Raw genomic sequence first — 23,679 nt, 5'->3', positions numbered from 1 at the left:
TCTGCTGGGCACGGATGGGGCACGTCGACGGCGGGTCGTCGGTCTGAGGTTCTGTGCTGGAGCGGGTCACGGAAAACGGAACGGAAGCCACCTATGCTGCAGACGCTGCGGTGGCGCAGACGTCAGGCCCAGAAGGCTTCGGTGACGACGATCTGCGGGTCGGCGTGGCGCCGCATGAAGGTGTAGATGAGCCAGCCGCGTCCGCCGGCCAGGTCCACGATGTGGGGGCCGCCGGGGCTCGTAGAGGCCAGGGGGCGCACGGTCATCCAGTGCGGCAGCGAGGCGTCGGCGTCGATTCCCCGGAAGTACGGGTCTTCGGCCGTGATCAGTTCCGCACGTGCGCTCAGGACCAGGTCACTGGCCTCGGCGGGCATGTTCTGGAAGTCGTGCTGCGCCTGCTTCGTCCAGTCCATCTGCCAAGGCGGCCGGAGTGGTTCGTCGATCACTCTCCGGGCTTTCTCTCAGCGGCTTCGTGCCGGAGGCGGCTGTACTCCTCCAGAAGCCGGATGGACTCCTCGGGGTCCTCGGACTTGGCGGCGCGGGCTTCGAGGTCGCGAAGGTGCGAGTCGAGGACGGGATTCCGGGCGATGGCGTACTGCGTCCACCACAGGCGCATGAAGGCGGGGACGGGGGTGATGTTGAAGGCGTCGCCGATGACGCGCTTCCAGTGCGCCTCAAAGTCCGGGAGGAGGTGGGGAGTGTGTTCCTGAATCGCCAACCGAAGTGCTTGGGGCGTGTGTTCGGGCATGGGCGGCAACCGCAGGGGTTCCCCCTCGTACCCATCGAAGTGGAGTGCGTGGGCGGGCATGGTTCGTGCTCCTTGGTGTGGAGGGTGGGTCAGGCCGCCTCGCGTCGGTCCTCGGGCGACTGGTGCCCGCGGGCCATCTGCTCGAACCACTCGGCCGGCACCAGGTAGGCGACCGTCTTTCCCTTGCGGGTGATGGCGGCGGCCTCGCCGGCGATCCGGGTCCGGTCCAGGATCTCGCCCATCCCCTTGCGCAGGTCGATGGTTGTGTACGTCTTCGTCTCCATATGCTGAAGCGTATAGCAACTATCACAGTTGACATACATGCCCGTGAGGTGCGCGGCCGAAGAAGCCGACGGGCGCGTCGGGTGCGGAGCGGGCGCGGGGTGCCTGATCGGGCTTGTAGCAACGAAGAAAGTCCCTGGCCATCGGCCCCTGGGGCTTCATGTGGAGCGGGTGACGAGAGTCGAACTCGCGCTCTGAGCTCGGGAATCACCCGGCACTTGAGGGGTCGGTGCTGACCTGGGCAAACGGATGCGGTTGGCCGTGCGGTGAGGTCTTCGCGAAGCCGTGCTTGACCGCTGTCTACCGTTCCTACTGGCACGTAGTGGCACGCGCCAGACCCTGGTCGAGGCCCCTGCGCGGGCGATGTCCTCAGGGCGACCGAAGGGCGAGGAGCCGCCGCAGTGCCGTTGGTGTGTGGCCGAGGTACTGGCGCATGGTCCGGCAGAGATGGGCCTGGTCGGAGAAGCCCAGGTCGGCGGCGAGGGTCGCGAGGCTGTCCTCGCCCGCGTCCAGACGGTCGAGGGCCCGGCCGACACGGACCCGGTTGCGGTAGCGCGTCAGCGAGACTCCCAGCTCGCGGGTGAAGGAGCGGCTCAGGCGGTAGGGAGAGACACCGAGGAGCTCCGCGAGCGGCAGAAGCCCCTCGGAGGCGGGGTGGGCTTCGCCGATCGCATGCCGGGCTGCGGCGACGAGCGTCGCCTCGTCCCGGCCGGGGACGCTGGACGGGACGGCTCCGTCGAGGGCATGGCCAATGGTGGCGGAGAGCAGTCCGAGTAGTTCCTCGGTCACCGCATGGTCTACGTCGCCGGTACGGGCGGACGCGAGGAGACGGCGGTGGGCCAGGTCAAGGCGGGCGTCCACGTAGACGCTCTGTCGAGCTGGGCGTGCGTCCTCACCCGCCACGACCCGCCACAGTGCGGGCGTCAGGCTGATCGACGTGCACTCGTCGCCCCCGGCGGCCGGGTGCGCGAAATGCTCCTCCTCGCCCGGCACGCCGAGATAGCCCACGGTCGGGTCGACCTCGGCCGGGGTGCCGCCCGCCCGCCTGCGGAATCGGCCGCGCCGTACGAGCACCAGGCGGAAGTCCCCGCGGACCTCCGCCTGTGACCAGCGGGTGTGGTCATCACGGCAGTTCACCGCGGTGACGCGGAAGTCCGGCCGGGTGGCGAGGACGGTGGAGGTGAGCACTCTTGAACGCTACGCCGGGGGTCTGACACCGGCCCCGCCGCAAGGATCTTCAAGACGGGGACGGGGCGTGGCGAGCAAGCTGAACGGCGTCGTACTTCGTCCCGTACCGCGCTCAAGGAGGTCGCCGTCATGTCCGCTCTCGCGCAGATCAGCACCATCGTCATCGATTGTGGTGACCCGGTCCGGCTTGCCGAGTTCTACAGCAAGGTCACCGGCTGGGAGATCATCCACAGCGGCGAGGACTACGCCTCCCTCGCCGGCGGGGAGCACCCCGGCCTGGCTTTCGTACGCATCGAGGGCCACCGGGCGGCCGGCCGGCCCGACGACGGCAAGCACGCCCATCTCGACTTCACGGTCACCGACCTGGAGGAGGCGGCCGGCCGGATCCTCGCCCTCGGAGCGTCGAGGCCCGCGTTCCAGCCCGGCAAGGACCAGTGGGTCGTCCTCACCGATCCCGAGGGGCACCCGTTCTGCCTCACCACCGGCGCCTGACACGTCACCCGACAGGAGAAGACCACATGGCTCACATCCACAAGGAATTCCTGATCGACAACTCCCCGCAGACCGTCTGGGAGGCCCTGCGCGAGGTCGGAGCCGTGCACCAGCGCCTGGTGCCGGGCTTCGTCACGGACACCCGCATGGATACGGACACCAGGATCGTGACCTTCGCGAACGGTGTCGTCGTCCACGAGCTGATCGTCGACATCGACGATGCGGCCCGCCGGGTGGCCTACGCGGTGGTCGGCGGCTCGATGAAGCCGAAGCACCACCACGCCTCGATGCAGGTCCTCTCCGACACCGAAGGGCGCAGCCGCTTCGTCTGGACGATCGACGTGACGCCGGACGAACTCGCCGACCCCATCAGTGAGATGGCCGAGCAGGGCGCGCGCATCATGCAGGAGACGCTGAAGGCCACCCCGGTCCCGACGGACAGGTAGAGACCGCAGACAGGGGCCGGGCCGAGAGCGTGCCTCGGTCCGGCCCCGGCGGGGCAGGTGGTGCGCGACGCCCGGATTGGCCCAGACAATGATGAAGCCCCAGGTCGCTGACCTGGGGCTTCTTTCAAGAGCGGATGACGGGAATCGAACCCGCGCTCCGAGCTCGGGAATCACCCGGTACTTGGAGGGGTGCGTAGCCTCTGACGCGTAAATAGCAGCAGTTCAGGGCGGGTGTGGGCAGGACTGGGTGCCCAGTGGCCGTTGTGGGCTGCCGGGTGTCCGGGTCTGCCGGTCAGGCTGCGGTCTCCCTGGGGTTGAGGGTGACGGTGTAGCCGAGCTGGTTGAGCTGGCCGATGGCCCGGCGGGTGGCGCGTGCTGATGTCGAGGCCGGCGCAGCGTTCGTGCAGCACGTCCACGGTCTTGCTCCCTCCCTCGCCGGACAACCGGGTATGCCGTACCGGGAGGGCCAGGGTGAATCAGGAATTCTGACGCACGTGCTTCGCAGCAACACTCCACCGTTCCCGTGGACAGCCCCCAGCACCACGCTGACCTGCGAGCTCACTGGCATCACAGAGGCATCGGTTTCGGCCGGAACGGACAACCCAAGGCTCCCGGACCGCCATCACCCCACGTCAGGGCAGACGGAAGCACCCCCGGCGCGCGCCAAGGGATTTACCACGTCCCCGGCGCGCACCGAAGGTGCGCTGGATCGCTGACCTGCGGAAGCTCTTACGAACAGCCCTACTGGCACGTTGTGGCACAGCCCTCCGTGGAGGACTGGGGAATGGCGATGCCGAGAGTGTGATTCGGGGGATGGCCTCTCATGGCGTCAAGCCGGGTTTCCCTGACAGGGCGGGAAAGTTCGTCGTCGGTCGTCGGCCGCGAGTCGGACTCCGTGCTGCGCAGGGGCCGAGGAGGAACTCGGAGCGGAGCGAGCTCCCTCAGCCGTGGCGGGGCCGCAGGCCGTTGTGCCTGCGGCCCCGCTCGGGCGTCGGGGTCAGGACGGGTCGCCGTACTGGAGGCCGCGTCCGTTGGTGCCGACGTAGACGCGCCCGTAGGTGTCGGGGTCGCCGGTGATGACGCCGACGCCGCCGATGCTGCCCCACTGGTGGGCGTCGTCGTTGACGCGGAGCCAGGTGGCGCCCTTGTCGGTGGAGCGGAAGACTCCGGTGACGTCCTTGACGGTACCGATCAGGTACATGGCCTGGTAGGAGGCGCCCGGCGCTGCCTTGCCGAAGCCGAGGGCGGAGGCGGACTTCACCGTGGTGAGCGTGGTGAAGGTGCGGCCGCCGTCGGTGGAGTGCAGCAGCCCCTTGTCGCCGCCGGAGATCCACAGGTCCCCGGCGATGCCGGGGACGGCCGTGAGCTTGCCGCCGGGCAGGTTGGAGGCGCGGGCGGTGAAGGTCGCGCCGCCGTCGGTGCTGGCGTAGAGCGTGCCGTCGGACAGTGAGTAGAAGGTCTTGGCCGAGGAGCGGTCGGCGACGACCACGGCGCCGGTGCTCAGGCCGCCGACCTTCGACCAGCTCGCCCCCTTGTCGGTCGAGCGGTACGGGGCCTGACCGGCCTGGGTCCAGACGATGGCGGAGCCGTCCGCCGAGAGCGCGACCTGTCCGCTGTCGGCGCTGCCCACCGGCTCCGACTTGAAGCCGCTCCAGGTGCTGCCGCCGTCGGTGGAGTAGGCGCCGTCCTGCTCGCCGCCACGGCCGACGCGTACCATCACCGAGGGGTTGGACTGGGCGAAATCGATGTCGGTGCTGGTGACCATCATCGGGTTGTCCAGCCGCCCGGCGGGCACCTTCGTCAGGGAGTCATGGCGGAAACCGCCCAGGTCGCCCATGGCGGAGATGACGGTGGCGCCGCCGGGCGGGGCGATCGCGTCCATCAGCGAGGTCTCCTCAAGACCTCGGGCCCCCACGGTCCAGTGACTGGTGCCGCCGCTGTCGGTGGCATCCGCGTCCTTGCTGCGCCAGATGCCACTGCCGGTGCCGTACAGCGCGTGCCCGGAGTCGAAGGGGTCGATGGCCAGGGCGGTCATCCAGTGCCCGGTGCCGGTACCGACGTACGGAGCGGCGGAGGCGTCCCGCTTCGACTTCGCGGCCTGCGCCTTCCAGGTGGTGCCGCCGTCGGTGGTCCGGTAGACCTCGTCCTCGGGCCACCAGCGGTCGAGGGTGGTGACCATCACCGTGGACGGCTTCTGCGGGTCGACGGCGAGACCGGAGAACCCGTAGTTGCCCTGGGACGGGGAGACGTTCTTCCACGCCCCGCCGGCCGGCGTGTGCTTCCACACCGAACCCGCCGTCGCGTCGCTGGGGCCGATGGAGTTGGCGTACGTCAGGTACAGCGAGCCGTCGCCGGAGACCACGCCGTGCTGCGGCATCTCGCCAATGGGCTGCCCGGAGACGGCCTGCCAGGTGCTGCCGCCGTCGGTGGAGCGGTACAGCGAGCTGGACTTGTCGGCGACGCCGGCATAGACCGTCTTGCTGCCGGCCGGGCCGTACGTCACGAAGGCGATGCCTGCGCCGCTGCTCGCCCCGTCCTTGACGGGGAACGAGGAGACCTGACTCCACGTCACGCCGTGGTCGGTGCTGCGCCACAGGCCGTTCTTGCGGGTGCCAAGGAGCAGGGTGCCGGGGTCCGCGGGGTCGATCGCCAGCCGTTCGCCCGCCCCGCGGCCGTGTTCGTTGGCGCCCAGCTTGAAAGGCAGCGCGGTGCGCTTGAAGGTGCGGCCCCGGTCCGTGGAGCGCAGGAGTTCGGCGTTGCCCGCCCAGCTGTTGGTGTAGGTACCCGCCGCGAGGTAGAGCCGGTCGGGGTCGACGGGGTCGGTGGCCAGCGAATCGATGCCCAGCAGGTTCCAGTCCTTTTCGCCGACCCAGTCGGTCAGCGGGATCCACTGCTCGGCCGCGACGTCCCAGCGGTAGGCGCCGCCCATGTCGGTGCGCGTGTACAGCAGGCCCTTCTCCTTCGGGTTGAACACCAGGCCGGTCACGTAACCGCCGCCGACCACCGGGGCGTTCTGCCACACATACGGTCCTGCCGTGGGCTCGGTCTGGCCGTTGCCGGTCCCGGGCGACGGGGTCCCGGGCGACTTCACCAGCTTCCACTGCTGGTTGGGGGTGCCCCGGTCGGGGTACTGGATGACTGCCGCGCCCTGGGCCTTGGAGGCTCCGTGGACGTCCAGGACCAGGCCGCTCCTGCGGGAGGTGAAGGTGACGGCGTCGGAACCGCTCACCTTGCTGATCCGCCACTCCTGCGAGGTGGAGGAGCTGTCGGTCTGCTGCTCGGCGGCGGCCGCCTGCTTGGTCGAGTCACCCGCGATGCCCAGCACCTTGCCGCTGTTGCGGTTCACCAGCTCGTAGTAGCCGTCCCCCGTGGGCCGCAGCTTCCACTGCTGGTTGGCGGTGTTCTGGTCGGTGTACTGCTGGATACGTATGCCGTCAGCGGTGGAGAAGCTGCTGACGTCCAGCACCTTGCCACTGCGCACGGAGACCAGCCGGTGATAGGCGTCGCTGTCGACCGTCGCGGCCTGCGAGTCCTCCTGGGCGAACAGGACGTACGGCACGACGCCCAGGGGGATAGCGGCCAGCAGGGCAGTGGCGCTCCAGCGACGGCGGTGACGCCCGCGGCGCCCGCCGTTCATGGGGCTCTTCATCGGGAGGTGTCCTCCTTGTATTTCACGGTGGATCGGGCCGGTCAGCGCTGGAGGGTGAGGACACCCGGCCGGTACGGCAGTTGGTCGTAGGGGCCGCCCGCGGTGGGGGACTTGCCCTGGTAGAGGAACTGCAGCTTGCAGGGGTCGATGGTCATGGTCTGGTCGGGATTGTCGCGGACCAGGTCACCGTGGCTGACGTCGTTGGTCCAGGTGGCACCGCTGTTGGCCTTGCCCGCGAAGGGGTTGCTTTCGCTGTCGGCCTGTGGGGTCCACGAACCGTTCAGGCTGGAGGCCGTGAACGAGCGGAAGTAGCGCCCCTGCGCCCCCTTCGCCTCAACGATCATGAGGTACTGCTTCTGGCCCTTGACCTTGTAGACCTGGGGGGCCTCGAAGAGCTTGGCCTCCGTATCGCTCATGACCGTCGTGTAGGACGAGCCGAAGCTGCCGGGGAAGTTCCCGATCGGCATGCTCGCCCGGTAGATCTTGCCGTTGTCACCGGCGAAGAACAGGTACATGTTCTGGTCGTCGGCGATCAGCGTCTGGTCGATCGGGCCGGTCGGCGATCCGGTGATGCTGCCGGTGAACAGCGGCCGCGGCGCGGACCAGCCGTTGGGGTCGGTGGGGTCGCTCGACGTGCGGTAGATGAAGGGCCACTGGCCCCACTGGTACGCGAGGACCCAGATCTTCTTCGGCGCGAAGTAGAACAGCGTGGGCGCGACCGTGGGCTGGCTCATCGCCTTCTGTCCGGCGGACGCCATGTCCGACCAGTTGGTGAAGGGGCTGAACGTCATCGAGCCGTACTTCGATCCGTTGAAGTTCGACCCGTAGACAAGGTGCTTGCCGTCGTGCACCACGGTGGTGAAGTCCTTCAGCGAGGCCCACCCGTTCGCCGGCTGCGCCAGGGCACCCGTCGAACTCCACTTGTACATCGACGGAAGAGCGCACGTGCCGCCGCCGCCCGAGCCGGACGGTGCGGTCCACTTCTGGTTGCCGACACCTCCACAGGCGTGCAGCTGGATCTTGGTGCCGTTGGCGGTGGCCGCGCCGATGGCGTCGAGGCACAGCCCGGACTGGACGCCGGTGATCGAGCCGTTGGCGTTGGTGTTCCACTGCTGGTTGGCGCCGCCGTTGCAGTCCCAGATGACCACTGCGGTGCCGTTGGTGGTGCCCTTGCGCTGGGCGTCCAGGCACTTGCCGCCGTGGGTCTTCAGCTGCTTGCCGGCGGTGTGGGTCCAGCGCTGGTTGGCCTGGCCGCTACAGTCCCACAGCTGCGCCTGGGTGCCGTTGGTGGTGGTGGAGGAGGCGGGGATGTCGATACAGCGGCCGGAGGCCACGCCTTTGATCTCCCCCGTACCCGTACCCGTACCGTCGGCCGGCTTGCTCGGGGTGGTACCCGGGCCGGAGCTGAGGGCGTGCATGACGGCGTCGTACGCGGGCTTGGGCTTGCCGTTGTTGTCGAACAGCAGCGGGCTTCCGCCGCTGCGCCAGGAGTCGCTGTCACGGACGCCCCACACCGTGATGCCGGTGCACCGGGCCACGGACAGGCAGGCTTTGACCGCGTCGGCGTAGTGGGTGGGCGATGCCTGGGCGATGTCCAACTCGGTGATCTGGACATCGACGCCCAGGGCGGCGAAGTTGGCCAGGGTGGTCTTGAAGCTCGCCGGCGGGCCCCCCGCCTCGAAGTGGCTCTGCAGCCCGACGCAGTCGATGGGTACGCCGCGGGACTTGAAGTCCTTGACCAGTTCGTAGACGCCCTGGGTCTTGGCGTCCGACCAGTTCTCGATGTTGTAGTCGTTGTAGCAGAGCTTGGCCGAGGGGTCGGCCGCACGGGCGGTGCGGAACGCTTCCTCGATGAAACCGTTGCCGAGCACCTTCTGGAACACCGAGGTACGGAGCTGCCCGCTGGGACCGTCCTGGAACGCCTCGTTGACCACGTCCCAGGCGTAGATCTTGCCCTTGTAGCGGTTCATCGTGGTGGTGATGTGGGTGTTCATCACGCTGCGCAGGGTGCGCGCGTCGCCGATCGAGCCGACCCAGGCCGGGAGTTGCGAGTGCCAGACCGTGGTGTGGCCGCGCACGCGCTGGCCGTTCGCCCTCGCACGGTCGACGATCCGGTCGGCGGGGCCGAAGTTGAAGTTGCCGCGGGACGGCTGGACGGCGTCCCACTTCATCTCGTTCTCCGGGGTGATCATGTTGAACTCCCGGTCGGCGATCGCGGTGTACGCCGAGTCGCCGAGCCTTCCGGCGGCCACAGCGGTGCCGAAGTACCTGCCCGAGGGGGACGCCTGCGTACCCAGGCTCGCGGCTCCGGCGGAGCTGGGGAGGAGCGTCACGACACCGGCCACCACCGCCGCGGCCGACACTCCTACCGTCACCGTTCGGCGACGCCGGCTGAGCCGGTGCAGGCCCTTCATGATTCTCCTCGGGGGGCGCGGGTGACCCTGGGGGCCGTGATCGTGCGGGCATGTCGCGTCATGGGAGGGGCCTTCTTCTGGGGATACGTCAAAGGGGAAACCGGGGAACCTGCCACGCCTGCACGTCATGGTGAGCGGCGGGAAGATCACCCCACGCAATGGAGGCCTCCGCACTCGCGGTCTCGTAACAGAAAAGTCGCGCTGTCCGGACGATCGCTCAGTGATGCATCTCGCGGGCAGAAAGCGTTATGCCGAGCCCCGCGGTTCGGCCGTCGCTGTGGATAGGACGCGCCGCCCTGATGACCAGTGAGGGCTTTCGGGGTGGAGGCAGCCGTCGATGCATACGGATCGAAGCTGGATCGCCTGCTCAAGGGGCGTTCTCAGGCCCATGCCCTGCGCATGAAGAAGGAGGCCTGGCCGGCGAAGGTCCGAGTGCCGTCGGAGCCATCGAGCCAGACGCCACCGTCGCGATGGCGGATGACCGATCCCGGATAGTTGTGCGCGTGCAGGGTCACTGATCCGGCGACTGCCCCGGGGCGCGGACAGAAGGTGGCGTCTTCACGGAACAGCTCGCTGCCATCGTTGCCGCTCAGCTGGAGCCTCAGGTCACGATGGCGCAGATAGCGGCCGTCGGCGGCGCGGAAGGTGACGCACCGTGTGTCGGCCAGCCCTCCGATGACCGTGAAGGTGACCTGCTGCCGTGTCCGCGCGCTGCTGGACGCGGAGACTCGGCCGAGCGTCACGAAGTCGCCGGCATACGTGAGGTACAGGGCGGGCTGGTCCACGGACTCCAGCGACTGTGCGCCCAGCGGAACAGTGCCTGCGCCGGCGGACGGACTCACCGGGGACGGTCCGGCCGACGTGGTGGTGCGCGACGGGACCGGCGTGGGAGTGCCGACCGTGGGGTTGCCGGCCGTAGGCGTGGCGATGACCCCGGGCTCCCGATGCGCCGGTTCGGGCCAGGTCGCGTAGGTGGCGGTCCCGGCGATGAGCACCGCGCCGGTGGCGAGACTCACCAGCTGGTGAGCGGTCACCGCGTGGAGTTTGCCGATCAGCGCGCTGTGCAGGCTCCCGCCCGCTGTCGCCGTCGCCGTGCCGGCGGCGACGTGTGCCGTGGCCAGCCCGGCGGCGCTCGCGGTCGTACCCGACAGCAGGCCCTTGGCGGCCAGCGCGGCGATGAGTCCGGCCGGGACGGTCAGCGTCGCGAGGCTGAGGAGCAGTAGTTCGGCCGGAACCCGTTCTGTCGTCGTCGCCATGCAGACCGGGCAGCCGCGCGTGTGCCGCGCGATCCGCTTGCGCCACACCGATGCGGGGACACCGTCCCAGCCGACGACGGTCTCGTCCAACTGCGGACAGCGCGGGTCGGCCTCCAGCGCGGCGACGATCGCCCGGCTCAGTTCCAACTGCTCACGCATGCGTTGCAGGCGTACTCCGACATGGGCGACGGTGAGTCCGGTCGCGGCGGCGATGTCGTCACGGCTCAGCGAGCCGGCGCGTTCCTGCCACCACAGCGACAGCAGCGCCCGTTGGTCCTCGTCGAGCCACCGGCCGGCTTCGACGGCCTGCCGCCGCTCGTCCGACAGATGCAGACGCAGGATCGTGACGTCCTCGGGTTCGGCACCGGCGTCCGGAATCTGGTGTGCCTCGTCGATGACCGTGGTTCGGCCGGCGAAGGTGCGTTGCCGGTGCCAGTGGGTATTGATCTGGCGGAGCGTGATCGACACCAGCCAGGACCGGAAGCTCTCCGGGGCACGCAGGGCAGGAAGGTCGCGCACCACGCGCAGCAGCGTTTCCTGGACGACGTCGTCGACGTCGGCGTGCCCGCTCAGCGCCCGCCCGACGATGTTGTAGACCAACGGCAGGTACGCGGCGATCAGCTCCTCGCGCGCTCGATCGTCACCGGCCTGCGCCGCGACGACCAGCCCCGCGTGTTCCGCATCCATGAGCCCCATTCCCACCTCCCTCAGGGGATCGGTCTTCCCTCAGGGAAGCGATCCGTCGAGTACGGCGCCTCACCTTAGCGTCGGCAGGTTGGCTGCCAAAGCCTGTGCCTCGGGCCAACGAGCCGGCCCGCGCCGACTTCGGAGGGCCCGGTACCGCGCGTGAGACGCGAGTGAGGCGGTCGCTCGCCCGGAACACCGATGACCGCTCCCGCACCGAACACCACGGGCGCTGAGCGCGCCGGGAGAAGCGGAACGAGGTTCTGGTCCGTGGGCATGACCGGGCATTCTCGGTGGCCGTCCCGGCCTGCTGCGGAGCGCCCCAACGTCGGGGAGAGGCGCCGGGCGTCCGCTCCGGATTCGTCCGGACCTCAAGGGGGCGGCATCCAGGAGGCATCCGACCCCAGGTGGTGCGTGTGGTGCACGGCCAGCCGTCCGAGCAGGGCATTCCCGAGAGTTGGGGCATGCGGAGGGCAAGGCAGGCCGTGACAGGTAAGACAACGACTCAGCCCCAGGCCGCTGGCCCGGGGCTTTTTCATGGAGCGGGTGACGAGAATCGAACTCGCGCTCTGAGCTTGGGAATCAGCGGTTCTTGGGCTGCCAGAGGGGCTATGACCTGCGCTTTCCCATGAGGGAGTTTGGGTTTCCATGGTCTCTGGAAGCTGTACCTGACCGCTGTTGTCCGCTCTGCTGGGCACGGATGGGGCACGAGGGTAGCGGTGCGGCGGACCTTGCCAGGGCGCGCTCGGTGTGGGCCGGCGCGTCAGAGAGGGATGATGCGGACCTGGTCTCCGCAGAGTTTGGTCATGTCGTCGCTGTCGGAGGTCAGGAGGGCGACGGGTTTCGGCTGACGCAGGGCGACCTCGGCGACCGTGGCGTCGATGGCGTACTTGTGCCCGTGCAGCCCAGCCCCTTTGAGGAGTTCCGCTGCCGCCTTCGCCGCTTGTTCGGTGACCGGCTCCACCTTGACGCGGGAGAGGGCCCAGTTCAGACGGGGCATGTTGGTGCGGGAGTGCGTGACTTCGACGATGGTGTTGGCCCCGATCACCAGGTCGGCTCCCATGTCGTGGAAGACCTGCAGCATCGCGAGAAGCTTACGGTCCTGCGAGATCCAGGCGGAGAGCCCTTCCGAGTCCAGGACGACGGTCTCGATGCGCTCGCTCACGCGGCGTCCGCGCCTTTGGAGGTGCCGGCGGAGCCGAAGATCTTCGCGCGGGCCTCGGAGAGCTCCTCGTCGCTGAAGGGCCCATGCTCCTCCTCATGTCGACGGAGGTCGTCGCCCAGGAGCTGGTGCCGGATCTGGCGGGCCACGGCTTCCGCCACGTAGCCGGAGACGTTGTCCGTGAGCTTGCGGAGCTCCGCCACCTGGTCGCTGGGGAGAGTGACGGTGATGCGAGTCGTCGAGGACATAAGTCCAATCATACTGGAGTATGCGAGGATCGGCTTGAGTTACAGGCCCTGCCTTGATGGTTGCGACCGCATGCGTCGGGCGATGACAGAGCGGCCGCTCTCCGGCAGTCCACTGCGGGGCAAGGATTTGGACCGACGCCGCTGGAGGGCAAGCGAAAGGCCCCGGTCATCGACCAGGGCCTTCATTGGAGAGCGGGTGACGAGAATCGAACTCGCGCTCTGAGCTTGGGAATCAGCGGTTCTTGGGCTGGTAGAGGGGCTGTGAACTGGGGTTTTGCAGCGGGCAAGCGGATGTTCCCCGGGTCTCTGAGACCGTATCCGACCGCTGTTATCCGCTCTGCTGGGCACGGATGGGGCACGGTCGGCGTGGGCTGAGCGCGTCCGGCCTCCATGCGGCCTTCAGTCTTCGTGCGGAGTCTCCAGCTCTTGGAGCCGTTCGCCGATGTCGGTGGCCCATGCCTGTGCCCACTGACGCAGCCCGGTGATCGCTCGTTCGTCGAGTCCGTAGGCGGCAAATTCCGTGTCGTCGATCCAGTCGGCTCCACCCAGTCGCGCTTGGAGCTCGCTCAGGTCGAAGGAGTCGCGGGCGTGGCGCCGACCGAGTTCTTCGAGTTCGACATGGCTCCAGCGGTTCGCGGCAGCCTGTACGTCGATCAGGTCCCTGGCGAGTCCGCGGTCGAAGAGTGCGCGGACTTTGGTTCCGACGACATCTTCGAGGGACAGCACCAATCCGTGCTCGGTGTGTACGGGCGGTCGCCAGAGCGCTTCCTTGAGGATGTCGACCCCGCACTCTTCGTGACTGACGGGATCGGTGACGATCAGGCGTGCGGAGAGGGGGTCTGTCTCCAGAGCGCTGACCTGCCACCCGTGTTGTTCCAGGCCGGCGCGCACGGCAGTAGCAATGTCCTCCATGCGATCGGGGTTCTCGGTCGCTACGTCGAGGTCCTGGCTGAGCCGGTCGACCAGGCCGTGTGCCTGAACTGCGTAGCCGCCGGTAAGGGCCAGAGGGTAGGCACCGCCCACGGCGAGTACATCCGCCAGCAGGCGACGGTGCAGGTCGGTGAGGTTCACGCAGCAGCCTGGGCGCTGTGAGCCAGCTCGTCGAAGGAGTGTTCCCAGACTTCACGGACATCACGGCTGATCAGTGTGCGCAGTGTGGGCCACAAGCTGACGAGGAGGCCGCGATTGAGGAACCGGACCAGGTCGTCGTGCTGGCCCTCGGCCAACACGATGCGGTAATAGCTCATCCGCAGCCGGGGCTGGTCGAGGTCGAACGTGGTCAGCCCCGACCATGCCAGGTGAAGGGGCAGGCGCACCGTGCCGTGCTCGGGGCCGACAAGCTCGGAGAGTGCTGCAGGCGTTCGCCGGGCGTACTTGGCACGGCGGAGATCAGAAGGACTGGGCTGTGATGCCATACGTCGATTATCCAGGGAGAGGCCACCGAAGCCGACCGGACGCATCCGAGGTGACCCGAACGAAGAAGCCCCTGGCCGACGGCCAGGGGCTTTCATGTGGAGCGGGTGACGAGAATCGAACTCGCGCTCTGAGCTTGGGAATCAGCGGTTCTTGAGCCACCGAAGCGGCTCTGACCTGTGCTTTCCCGCGAGACGGTTTAGATGGCTATGGTCTGTGGAGACCGCACCTGACCGCTGTTGCCCGCTCTGCTGGGCACGGATGGGGCACGAGCGGAGGGTAAGGCCGAAGGGCCCTTACGGCCAAGTCGGCCGGACCGGCTGGACCTTGCATGTCGTACGGGCCGAGTGGGGCAGCGAGGGGGCCTCATCGCCTCTATGGCCGGGCGCATCCGCTCTGGACCTGGGTCAGTCTTCGATGACCGGCTGCACGGGTGATAGAAAAGGGTCCAAACGAAGGTGGATTTGTCCCCTGGCCATCACTCGAACGCGAAAGGCGCCCTGCCCTGGAGGTGTCTCCATTTCAGGTGAACGTTCGTAGAGCAGTCCCCAGGACCCGGGGAAGCGGGCACAGATATGGTGAAGGAGTTCGTCCAGCTCCTCTGCCTCGTCACGGCGGCGATTCATCAGCCCGTTGGCAATGACGAAGAACTCGCCGTTGTGCGTTTTCAGAGCGACTTCGCCGGTAGCCCAGTCGATATTCCTGATCTTCGCACTCAGTTCCGCAATTCCCGCATCAAGATTTCCGGCATCCGATTCTTCGGGCGACTCGGCAATGCCGAACCAACCGTGAAATTCGTACACGGCTCTCACTCCAGGGGTGTGGTGTCGATGACGGGTTCGATTCCATAGCGGCGGCCGTACTCCTTCAGCTTGTTGACCACGCCAGGTCCTGGTTCGCCGTCGAAGTGGAAGTACGGTGTCCGGCCGGATTGTATAGCATACTCGAAAGTCGCCTTCGCTTGGTTTCGCAGAGCGCTTCCCATCTGCATTCCTCCCGGCTTCGACTGTGCGACGTATTCATCGCTGATTGCATCGATTTCACGCCCCTTCGGATCGTTCTCAAATTTGACCCGAGATTCACCGCCGAGCCGCTCGGCCAACGCATCGGCTGCAGGGTCCGGCTTGTGCACCTTGACCAACTGGCCGAGTCCGCCGTTGTTCTCGTAGGGCGACAGGCCGAGCGGATCGCTCCACGTGTGCGGGTTGTGCACGTAGGCGGCGGGGTTGGGGGACGGAGCAAGACCGAGCGGGTCGGGGGTGGTGTAGCGGGCCGTTTCCGGGTCGTAATAGCGGTGGTAGTTGTAATGGAGGCCCGTCTCGGGGTCGTAATACTGACCTGGGAACCGCAGCGGCGTATATGCGGCAGCGTCGGCGTTCCATGTAGTGGTGCCCCACAAGGTGGTGCGGCTGCGCCAAGCTATACCGCCCTGGTCGTCCAAGAGCTCGGTGGGGGTGCCGATGAGGTCTGTGGCAATGGCGAAGAACCGTGTGTCGATCTCGCACTGGCTCACCGAGTCCGTGAGCCGTTCCGTCTGGGCGATGGGCGTGAGGCCCTGATGGTCCCAGGTGAGTGTGACCGTGCGGGACCCTCCAGCACGGGCCGTGGTCTCCTCTGCGAGAACCGTCCCGTCCCACGTGAAGTCGGTGTGCTCCAACACGGTTTCACCGTCGGGAGTCAGCCGCTCTTTACGTGTACGGCGGCCCAGCGGATCGTAGCGATAGCGCCAGACCGTGCCGTCGGGGGTGACGACCTCGGTGAGCCGGTCTTCCGGGTCGTAGGAGTAGCACCAGGTGTCCCGTGGGCGGGACAGCCGGGTCTTGGAACGCCGGCTCAGACGTCCCGCGCCGTCGTATTCGTAGCGGTAGGCGCCGGCGCGGACAATTCGTGTGCCACTGTACTCGCGGGTACCCCGGGACTCCGGACCGGCGTGCTGGTCCGGCCAGGCAGCGGTGGTCTGATTGCCACTCCTGTCGTAGAGGTACGACTCGACCCACCCGGAGGCGGTGACCGCGGTGACCCGGCCTACCGGATCCAGGTCAAAACGGCGCTGTCCGTTCAGTTCGTCGTCGATCTCCGTCAGATGACCGTCCCCGCTGTACGTATAGCGTCGGCGATTGACGGTGCGCCCGCCGGCTGAGATCGCCTGCTCGGCGACTCGGCCTGAGTCGTCCCGTACCGAGGTGAGAGTCAGAGTCTCGCCGATCCGACGGGAGAGTTCGCGACCTGACTTGTCGCGGGTGAAGTCGAACTCGTGATTTCCGGAGCTGAGCCGAGCGGGCCGACCTGCGGCGTCGTAGGTGTATGAAGTGCGCTGACCACCGGGTGTGATCCGGCTTGTACGTCGTCCGACCGCGTCGTACGCGTACGTGACGGTACGCCCGTCGACGAGCTCGGTCTTCACCCGGCCTTCGCGGTCGTACTGATAGATCAGCTCGCTGCTCGGGGAATGCGCCTGGAGCAGCCTGCCTGCCGGATCATAGGAGTAGGCCGTGACATCGCCCGCCGCATTCTTGCTGATCACTCGTCCAAGGTTGTCCCGCTCATAGCGGATGGCCCGGCCGAGAGGGCTGATTCGGGTGGAAATCCGGCCCAGAGCGTCGACCTCGTAATGTGTCGTTCGCCCGTCGAAGTCGGTCTCGGCCGTCAGCCGACCCGCACTGTCGTACACGTACGACCAGCTGAGACCTTGTGGGTTCTTCACCATCGTCAAGCGCAACTCGGTGTCATGGTCGAATTCGTATCGAGCGCCGTCCGGATCGATCCGAGCCGCCAGCAGATCGAAATGAGTGTATTCAAACCGGGTGGTCCGGCCCATGGCGTCCGTGTGGCTCGTGCAGTTTCCTTCTCCGTCGTATACCCATACCTCGGTTGTGCCGTCGGGACTGGTACGGCGGGTTGGCCTGCCCTCGACGGACCACTCGAAAGCGGTCACGGTGCCGTCCGCGTCGACGAGTTCGGTAATCCGGCCGAAGGCGTCCCTGCGGTACAGGGTGATACCGCCGCTCGGGTCCATTCGCTCGATGAGCAGACCGGCCGGGTTCCGTCGCATTCGCGTTGTAGCCCCTAGCGCGTCGGTGACCGAGATGAGGTCGCCCAGGGGGTTGTGAGAATAGTGCGTGGTTCGCCCGCCCGGATCGGTGACGCGAAGCCGATTTCCCCGCTTGTCGAACTCCTGCTTCCAGCAGGCTCCATCCTCTTGGACCAGCTCGGTAACCAGTCCCAAGTCGTTGTGGGTGGCTCGCATCTGTCTGCCGTCAGCACGAGTGATGAGGGTCAGGCATCCGATGTCGTCATACTCGAATGCGGTTGTCGCGCCCAGTGGATCGGTGCGCGTCAGCAGCCGGTTGAAACGGTCGTAGGTGGTACGGACGACAGCGCCGGTGGGGTCGGTTTCAGCGATCACCTGGAGTCGGTTGTTCACCGTGTAGCGCCAAATGTGGCCGAGAGAGTCTGTGACGGTGGTGGTGCGCAGACCCGTCTCGGGGTCGGGCTGCGAGTAGTGGAAGTCCGATCGCAGATGGCCCTCTTCGCCGGTCTGCGTCACACAACGGTCGTGCTCGTCGTAGGCGAAGACGAATCGGGAGCCGTTGGTGTCGGTCCATGCCGTCATCCGGCTTTCGGCGTCGTATTCGAAGGACATCGGAAGGCCCGATGATCGGGTGACTTCGGTGAGAAGACCATTCCGGTAGCCGTAACGGACGAGGTTGGTGCCGGCGTCACTCACGCCGTCGTCGGCTGCGCAGGCCGACTCGGTGTCAGCCAGTCGCAGCGAAGTGATCCGTCCACCTTCGGCGGTGAAGGTGAGCCGGTATCCACAGGAGTGAGTGAGAGAGAGCGGCGTGCCCTCGTCGTCGTAGTCGGCGGTGATGGTGTTGCCGTTGCGGTCCACCACATCCGCCAGAAGAGCTGTCCCGTTCCCTCCTGGAACTGCACCGGGCGGGGGCAGGAAGTTTCGTATGTGTCCCGTGCTCGGATCGGTGAGGACATAGCTGCCGTCGGCATGACGCTCCAGCGGCCAGCGAGGTCCGGCTTCGGCGAACACCGCCAGCCCGGGCGCCGGGTGGGGGAAAGCCAGCAGCAGGTTGTCCTCACCGTGGAAAACTACGCCCAAAGAGTCGATCGACAGCCGTTGGTCGATGGTGGACGACCAGGTGGGGCCGAACCAGCGGCCCGCCCGATACGACGACTCGTAGGCTCGGCGGAAGTCCAGCGGGAGCCCGGTCGGCAGGGTGACGTCGGTTTCGGCCAGCAGCATGCGTCCTGTTGCGAAGTCCACCGGCTCACGACCGCAGCACTTGTCCGGGGCTTTGCGGCTGGCGTCGGCGATGTTTTCCGCTCTCCGGGCGTCGGAGGCGATGTCGGCGGCCTCCTTCACCACCCGCGCCCCCTTGACGCCCGCCCCGGCGCCGCCGGTGGCGACGGTGAGGGCGGCGTCGGGGAGGAGCCGGCCGAAGCCTTCGGCGGGGTCCTTCATGAAGTCGTCGATCATCTGCTTGCCGGTGCCCCAGGGGTCGTTGGCGACCCGGACGAGCCCGGCAGCGGTGTTGTTGAGCGCGAGCCCGTATTCGGCGGGGTGGGTGATGTTGTACAGATCCATGGGGTTGACGCTGCGCGCGAAGGTCAGAATGCCTGCCGCGCCCTTGACGACGCCGCCCGCGAGGTGGGTCTTGATGACCTGGTACTCGGCGAGTCCGTCCATGGCCTGCTCGGCGTAGCGCGGCTTCTGGGGGGCGGTGTCGCGGGCCGCCGTCACGGCCTTGCGGGCGGTCTCGGCCGCCGTGTTGCGCTGCTTACGAGCCTCCGCGAGCAGTTCCTGCGCCTCCTTCATCCGCGCCGTGCCGGGATCGCTGAAGGTGCCCGGCTTCGCCGGCAGGGTGGAGGGATCGCGCTCGTCGGCGGGTTTGGCGTTATAGACGTCGACAGCCTTGTTGTACGTGGTCGTCTTCTCGTTGTACGCGTCCCTGGCCTCCTCCGACGCCTTCGTCCCGGCCTTCCACCTGTCGATCGCGGTCTGCGCCTGCCCCTGCGCCCACTCCACGGTCCCCGCGAACGAGTCGAGCGCGCCCGCCGCCTTCTCGAACGCATCGGCGGCCTTGAACCACTTAGGCGGCTCGATCGACACGGAGTTCCGGAACGCGTCCGCCGCCTGCCCCTTCAGCGCGGCGGAGTCCACCCCCTTGAGCCCGCCGCCGACCTTGTCGAACGCGCCTTGGAGCTTACGGAGATGGGTTGCGGTGGACCGGATCTCGGACGGGCTGCCGTAGATCAATTTCGTCTTGTCCTCGGTCTGCCCGAGGTCCATCTCGTCGACCTCGGCGCCCATCCGGCTCGCCACGGACCGGGACTTCTCCCGGACCCAGTCCGCCCCCGACTCCCAGCCGGCGTCGTCGAGCCGGTCACCGGTCCAGTTCCCGGCGTCCTCGACCCGGTCACCGGCCCACTCGACACCGTCCTCGACTGCGTCCTCGACGACGTCGGGCGTGATGTCCCGGACGAAATCCCCGAACCCCATGACTCAGTTCCCCCCGCCCTGCTCCTGCTGTCGGGCCCGCTCCTCGGGGGAGGGGCCGAACATGTCGTCCACGGACCGATCGAACGCGTCCCGGTCCACGCCGAACATCTCGTTCAGCTGGTCCGCCTGACGTCCGCCGTTCCCCTCAGTGACGAGCGCCCGCCCGGTGTCTTTCCAGGTCTGTCCAGCCTCGTCGGCCGTGCGCTCGAACGACTCCTGGCTGTAGTCCGGGCTGAGGTAGTCCGGGGTGAACACATCGCCCCAGTCCTGCTTGACGACCTCGTCCTCCGACGCATGCGGATTCCCCACGCCCGCGTTCACGGCGATCTTCATCGTGCCCTCGACGTACTGGTCCTCCTCCCAGACGATCCCCGCCGCCAGCCCCAGCTTCGCCGCGATCGCGTTGGCGTCCTGGACCAGCGCCCGCACGCCCCACTCCCACCGCTCGCAGAAGTCCTCGAAGTCCACCGACAACCCGTGGTGGCCGGCCTCCATGCCGGTCATGGACAGCTCCGAGAGCCCCTTCCCAAGCACCGCCCCCGTACCGGTGCCGATCTCCTTCAACTCCGCCACGGCCTCCCGCAGCCCGGTGGTGATCTGCTGAACACTGACCGGACTGATGTTGAGGTCTTCCGCCCCTGTACCGCTCACAGGCCCTGCCCCCCGCTCGGTACGTCCGCATCGACGGCGACGGCATCAGGCACGATCCCCACCACCGGCGGAAACAACATCGACCCGTCCGGATCGGCCACATTCACCGCGACGCCGGCCGGCACCCTCATGGCCGGAATGACTTCGTCCAGCAACCGCGCCCCCCGGAAAGCGGCATACTCCCAGCTCCGCGAGGCGGCTCCAGCTCCCTCCACGGCAGCCCGCTCCTCGGCGAACCGGGCCAGCGCAGCCTCATCGGTGAACCCGCACACCCACCGGATCCCACCGAACTCAGCGGTCCAGAGCCCACCCCGGTCGAACGGCACCAACAGCAACGACCGCCGTAGCTCACCCACCAGAGCCCTCGGATCACCGACCCCGGCCCGCTGCTCGGCTATCCGATCCGCCAGCGCTGCCCCGTCACCCACTGGAAGCCCTCCCCACCCGCGAGCTGTGATCCTTCACGTCTGCACACGCTAGAACACCACGCTCGCCGGTAACCCCGTAGTTCCAGCCGTCCCCAGAGCCTCCACACCTCGGGCCGACCCCGAACACAAGAAGGGCCCCGGTCGCTGACCAGGGCCTTCATCAAAGAGCGGGTGACGAGAATCGAACTCGCGCTCTGAGCTTGGGAATCAGCGGTGACTGGGCTACCAGATGGGATCTGACCTGCGCTTTCCCGTCGGGCAAGGTGTATGGCTAAGCGCTCTGGAAACCGTACCTGACCACTGTTGTCCGCTCCGCTGGGCACGGACGGGGCACGAGGGCGGCGATGCAGCGGACCCTGTCAGGCGGTGTGCTTAGGGGTGGGCCGGCGAGTCAAAGAGGGATGATGCGGATCTCGTTGCGACAGAGTTTGGTCATGTCGTCGCTGTCGGGCGTGAGGAGGGCGTCCCGATTCGGCTGGCGAGAGACCTCGGGGGCCGTGCCGCCGATGGGCATGCATGTGCCTTGGGTTTCTGGTCACGCTTTCCAAGGGCACCCTGTTCGCCCGCGGCTGGATCGCCCCCTGCCGTGACGACCTGATCAACTGTGACCCGAGTCTCCTTGGGCGGCCAGAGGAGCACATGCGCGAGTCCCGGCTCTTTCCTTTCCTCCGGCGAGGCGTGAGTATGAGGGCATATGCGAGGAACACCGGTGACCGGAGCTTCGTCGGAGGGGACTTCGGACGGGGTTTGGCGGCCCTATATGGACCCTCCGCTGATTACTCCCTGGATGATCAGGCCGGGAGCCGGCGAGCCGGCGGACGAAGCGCGGCTGCGTCGATATCTCCTTGCTCTCGTCGAGCGGCGAGCCGCTCCCGTCCACGTCGCAGTCGCGTTTAACGCCGTGTACTTCGGCTTCGACACGGACACTGCAGGATACGCAGGCGGGCCACTGGACATCGGTGACTTCCCCTCGGTCGCCCTCGGCGACGAGATGGCGGCGTTACCGGTCGGCGCGATGATCAACGTGCGGACCGGCGGTGATCTGTTGCCTGCGGAGATCGTATATAAGGAGGGCGCCCACGAGGCACTCGGCGGCGAGGGCGATATACCGGGCTGGTTGTCGGGTGCCCCCGCCGGCGCACAAGGGCCGGACCAGTTCGACGGGGCGAAGGCCACCTCGCTGCGCGAGCGACTTGTCTTCGACGCCGACGCGTTCGGGCCCGGGCTGGCTGCTTCCGCTGCACGCCTGAACAGGCTGATCCGCCGCGGCACTCTCGACGCGCACGAGTCCTTGGTCGTCAACAGTCTGTACAAACGGTCCGGCGACGGCCTGCCTGAGAGCGACCTAGACGACACGTCGTATTACCTGCGCTATCTCATGACGCGCGGCAGGGAGCAGCTGGACAGCTCCCTCGCCCCCATGCCACTGCCCTTGATGCTGCCTCCCGGTGCAACTTCGCAGGACAGGGAGGCGGGACTGCGGAACCTTGTGAACGTGGTCCGGCGCGCTCTCGCGTCGCTGCCGGGGATTTGCCTGTGGGGAGAGTACGCCTTCACTCGCGCCTCGATGGCGGACCGTCTCGCCGACGATGGGCCGCTGGGACGTGACGCCCTGGAGACACTCGCTCGGTCCGTGGCCCGCGGCGCGGCGCCGATCGTCAGTCGCGGGACAGCGGTGCGGAGGCGGCCGGTCTACACCGCCCTCGGGCCCGCACTGTGTTCCCTGCCCGAGGCGGGCAGGCTGATGCGGGGCACGAGGTACCCCTCGGCAGTCCTCCACGCCAACGTCGTACTGATGGACCACGTACGGCGTGAGGCCGACGAGAGGACGGGCCTGCTGCCCACCGGCGTATGGGTCGCCCTCGACGACCGCTGGCAGGGCGGCGGAGTGTGGCGGGCCGAGCACGTGGGGGCCGGTTCGGCGTCGGACGTGCTCCGGGGGGCCTCGGAGGAGCCGACTGGGTGGGGTTGGGCGGAATGCAGGGAGCGCCAGGTTCCGGTGGTGCCCGTGGTGGAGCCGGAGCCCGGAGACTCGCACCCAGGGATGCTGTGGCCGGATGAGCCCCATCTCGGGGGATCTGTACTGGTTCATGAGGGGCCGGACCGGCTGGGGTGGCAGCAGCCCCTGCGCGCTCGACAACTGGAGGGCGGCTACCTGCCGATGCCTCTGGCTGTGACGACCAGGCAGGGCGCCGCGCAACCGCCCGGCCGCGCACCACGCGACGGATCGGGCCTGCTACCGAGTTCGGGTCCGAGCCCGGACGTCATCTTCCACCTGGAACACGACGGTCAGCCGTCCTGCGTACAGCATGTCCGGATGGACGAGGAGGGATGGCTCGTCGGACTGCACTGGCCGTCCACCTGCTTCCCCGGCATCCTGCTCGACCTCTCCTGGCAGCGCGGCAGCCGGACCGTGGAGGCGCGGACGACCGCGCTGCTCCGGCCGAGGACAGTTGACGGGGAGTCGATCGAGTACCGGTACGACCAGCGAGTGCGTACGAGGGACGGTGCCCGGCAGCGGCCACTGGATGACACACCCCTCGATCGAACCCGGTGGCTGGTTATGACGGCGGTACGGAGGTTCGGCCTGCTGGATGTCGTCGGCCGGGCCATGCTGGCCCGTGAACTTCTGGCCCCCGTCCTGCCTCTGGTCATGACCGATGCCCCGCAGGACCCCACGGTCGAGCTGGTGGACGCGGCGGTGGCCGAACTGCTTGCGGCCGGGGCGCTGACCAGCCTGCCGGGCAGCCGCGGCGACGACGGGCGACCGCACCATCCGACACGACTCGGAGAACGCATCGTCGAACTGCTCTGTTACACACCACAGGTGGTGGAGGGCCGTCCCCGAGGCCACGGGGATACGGGGGGTGACGCTTCGCAGGTCCGTGCGAAGGCCGTACACCATGTGCCAGGGTCTTTACGCTACATAGGCCATTTGGGGTACGAAGCGAGCCCGGAACAGCGACGCTTGTTCCGACAGGACTTTCTGAGGTTCGGCCTCGTCGGCAGCCCTGAGCTGCCCCCCGGCTACACCTACGTACGGCCGCATCAACGGGGCCGCTGAACGGTCGCTCCCCAGCAATTCAGTTCGCAGGAGTTTGTG

General features: G+C 67.7%; 18 protein-coding genes and 1 pseudogene. 3 read left to right on the top strand and 16 right to left on the bottom strand.

Annotated features, from left to right (window positions below; genetic code table 11):
* Nucleotides 1-122 precede the first annotated feature (122 nt).
* From AMK21_RS05870 to AMK21_RS05855, 4 genes are all read right to left on the bottom strand, one after another.
* Nucleotides 123-413, bottom strand: a complete 291-nt coding sequence (locus tag AMK21_RS05870; protein ID WP_079181083.1) for a hypothetical protein — start codon at nt 411-413, stop codon at nt 123-125.
* 29 nt (nt 414-442) lie between these two features.
* Nucleotides 443-808 (bottom strand): hypothetical protein, encoded by a 366-nt coding sequence (locus AMK21_RS05865; protein WP_030595201.1) that lies wholly within the window; start codon nt 806-808, stop codon nt 443-445.
* A 29-nt stretch (nt 809-837) separates the two neighbouring features.
* The gene (locus AMK21_RS05860; protein ID WP_073874853.1) at nt 838-1,032 is read right to left on the bottom strand and encodes a type II toxin-antitoxin system Phd/YefM family antitoxin; all 195 of its coding nucleotides are present in this window, start codon (nt 1,030-1,032) and stop codon (nt 838-840) included.
* A 367-nt stretch (nt 1,033-1,399) separates the two neighbouring features.
* Nucleotides 1,400-2,218 (bottom strand): AraC family transcriptional regulator, encoded by an 819-nt coding sequence (locus AMK21_RS05855; protein WP_073874851.1) that lies wholly within the window; start codon nt 2,216-2,218, stop codon nt 1,400-1,402.
* Between the two features lie 129 nt (nt 2,219-2,347).
* Here AMK21_RS05855 and AMK21_RS05850 point away from each other — a divergent pair, with 129 nt between their 5' ends.
* Together AMK21_RS05850 and AMK21_RS05845 are read left to right on the top strand one after the other, a co-directional pair.
* The gene (locus AMK21_RS05850; protein WP_073874849.1) at nt 2,348-2,710 is read left to right on the top strand and encodes a VOC family protein; all 363 of its coding nucleotides are present in this window, start codon (nt 2,348-2,350) and stop codon (nt 2,708-2,710) included.
* A 26-nt stretch (nt 2,711-2,736) separates the two neighbouring features.
* Nucleotides 2,737-3,156 (top strand): SRPBCC family protein, encoded by a 420-nt coding sequence (locus AMK21_RS05845; protein ID WP_073874847.1) that lies wholly within the window; start codon nt 2,737-2,739, stop codon nt 3,154-3,156.
* A gap of 997 nt (nt 3,157-4,153) precedes the next feature.
* Here the strand turns inward: AMK21_RS05845 and AMK21_RS05840 are convergent.
* The 12 genes and pseudogenes from AMK21_RS05840 to AMK21_RS35785 all read right to left on the bottom strand — a co-directional run.
* Complete coding sequence (locus AMK21_RS05840; RefSeq protein WP_073874845.1) at nt 4,154-6,805, bottom strand: RICIN domain-containing protein; 2,652 nt, start codon at nt 6,803-6,805, stop codon at nt 4,154-4,156.
* A 41-nt stretch (nt 6,806-6,846) separates the two neighbouring features.
* Nucleotides 6,847-9,219 (bottom strand): non-reducing end alpha-L-arabinofuranosidase family hydrolase, encoded by a 2,373-nt coding sequence (locus tag AMK21_RS05835; protein ID WP_073874843.1) that lies wholly within the window; start codon nt 9,217-9,219, stop codon nt 6,847-6,849.
* A 380-nt stretch (nt 9,220-9,599) separates the two neighbouring features.
* Entirely contained in the window at nt 9,600-11,171 is a 1,572-nt protein-coding gene (locus AMK21_RS05830) for a sigma-70 family RNA polymerase sigma factor (RefSeq protein ID WP_073874841.1), read from the bottom strand.
* Nucleotides 11,172-11,922: 751 nt separating this feature from the next.
* Nucleotides 11,923-12,324, bottom strand: a complete 402-nt coding sequence (locus AMK21_RS05825) for a DNA-binding protein (protein WP_073874839.1) — start codon at nt 12,322-12,324, stop codon at nt 11,923-11,925.
* On the bottom strand, nt 12,321-12,569 hold the full coding sequence (locus AMK21_RS05820) for a type II toxin-antitoxin system CcdA family antitoxin (protein ID WP_073874837.1): 249 nt from the start codon (nt 12,567-12,569) through the stop codon (nt 12,321-12,323). The genes AMK21_RS05825 and AMK21_RS05820 overlap by 4 nt, the downstream gene beginning before the upstream one ends.
* A 399-nt stretch (nt 12,570-12,968) precedes the next feature.
* Complete coding sequence (locus AMK21_RS05815; protein ID WP_073874835.1) at nt 12,969-13,640, bottom strand: nucleotidyl transferase AbiEii/AbiGii toxin family protein; 672 nt, start codon at nt 13,638-13,640, stop codon at nt 12,969-12,971.
* The gene (locus tag AMK21_RS05810) at nt 13,637-13,984 is read right to left on the bottom strand and encodes a transcriptional regulator (RefSeq protein ID WP_073874833.1); all 348 of its coding nucleotides are present in this window, start codon (nt 13,982-13,984) and stop codon (nt 13,637-13,639) included. The genes AMK21_RS05815 and AMK21_RS05810 overlap by 4 nt, the downstream gene beginning before the upstream one ends.
* Before the next feature lie 405 nt (nt 13,985-14,389).
* On the bottom strand, nt 14,390-14,785 hold the full coding sequence (locus AMK21_RS05805; protein WP_073874831.1) for an Imm7 family immunity protein: 396 nt from the start codon (nt 14,783-14,785) through the stop codon (nt 14,390-14,392).
* Between the two features lie 5 nt (nt 14,786-14,790).
* A complete protein-coding gene (locus AMK21_RS05800; RefSeq protein WP_073874829.1) occupies nt 14,791-19,497 on the bottom strand; it encodes a putative T7SS-secreted protein in 4,707 nt (1,568 codons plus the stop codon).
* 3 nt (nt 19,498-19,500) lie between these two features.
* Complete coding sequence (locus AMK21_RS05795) at nt 19,501-20,148, bottom strand: hypothetical protein (protein WP_073874827.1); 648 nt, start codon at nt 20,146-20,148, stop codon at nt 19,501-19,503.
* A complete protein-coding gene (locus AMK21_RS05790; protein WP_073874825.1) occupies nt 20,145-20,576 on the bottom strand; it encodes a hypothetical protein in 432 nt (143 codons plus the stop codon). The genes AMK21_RS05795 and AMK21_RS05790 overlap by 4 nt, the downstream gene beginning before the upstream one ends.
* A gap of 391 nt (nt 20,577-20,967) precedes the next feature.
* Nucleotides 20,968-21,084 (bottom strand): annotated as a pseudogene (locus AMK21_RS35785) (DNA-binding protein); the annotation flags it as partial.
* Between the two features lie 279 nt (nt 21,085-21,363).
* On the opposite strand from AMK21_RS35785, the gene AMK21_RS05785 reads away from it, so the two are divergent.
* Nucleotides 21,364-23,640, top strand: coding sequence for a hypothetical protein (locus AMK21_RS05785; RefSeq protein WP_143194842.1), 2,277 nt, complete (start codon nt 21,364-21,366; stop codon nt 23,638-23,640).
* Nucleotides 23,641-23,679 lie beyond the last annotated feature (39 nt).

The sequence above is a fragment of the Streptomyces sp. CB00316 genome, from assembly GCF_001905595.1.
Classification (GTDB): Bacteria; Actinomycetota; Actinomycetes; order Streptomycetales; family Streptomycetaceae; genus Streptomyces.
This window is presented reverse-complemented; position numbering and strand designations above follow the sequence as displayed.

Excerpts from the sequence above, each read along its gene's own strand:
- AMK21_RS05830 (WP_073874841.1), bottom strand. The coding sequence starts at position 11,171 with ATGGGGCTCATGGATGCGGAACACGCGGGGCTGGTCGTCGCGGCGCAG.
- AMK21_RS05835 (WP_073874843.1), bottom strand. The coding sequence starts at position 9,219 with ATGAAGGGCCTGCACCGGCTCAGCCGGCGTCGCCGAACGGTGACGGTA.
- AMK21_RS05870 (WP_079181083.1), bottom strand. The coding sequence starts at position 413 with ATGGACTGGACGAAGCAGGCGCAGCACGACTTCCAGAACATGCCCGCC.
- AMK21_RS05810 (WP_073874833.1), bottom strand. The coding sequence starts at position 13,984 with ATGGCATCACAGCCCAGTCCTTCTGATCTCCGCCGTGCCAAGTACGCC.
- AMK21_RS05785 (WP_143194842.1), top strand. The coding sequence starts at position 21,364 with ATGATCAGGCCGGGAGCCGGCGAGCCGGCGGACGAAGCGCGGCTGCGT.
- AMK21_RS05820 (WP_073874837.1), bottom strand. The coding sequence starts at position 12,569 with ATGTCCTCGACGACTCGCATCACCGTCACTCTCCCCAGCGACCAGGTG.
- AMK21_RS05850 (WP_073874849.1), top strand. The coding sequence starts at position 2,348 with ATGTCCGCTCTCGCGCAGATCAGCACCATCGTCATCGATTGTGGTGAC.
- AMK21_RS05840 (WP_073874845.1), bottom strand. The coding sequence starts at position 6,805 with ATGAAGAGCCCCATGAACGGCGGGCGCCGCGGGCGTCACCGCCGTCGC.
- AMK21_RS05800 (WP_073874829.1), bottom strand. The coding sequence starts at position 19,497 with ATGGGGTTCGGGGATTTCGTCCGGGACATCACGCCCGACGTCGTCGAG.
- AMK21_RS05860 (WP_073874853.1), bottom strand. The coding sequence starts at position 1,032 with ATGGAGACGAAGACGTACACAACCATCGACCTGCGCAAGGGGATGGGC.
- AMK21_RS05865 (WP_030595201.1), bottom strand. The coding sequence starts at position 808 with ATGCCCGCCCACGCACTCCACTTCGATGGGTACGAGGGGGAACCCCTG.
- AMK21_RS05845 (WP_073874847.1), top strand. The coding sequence starts at position 2,737 with ATGGCTCACATCCACAAGGAATTCCTGATCGACAACTCCCCGCAGACC.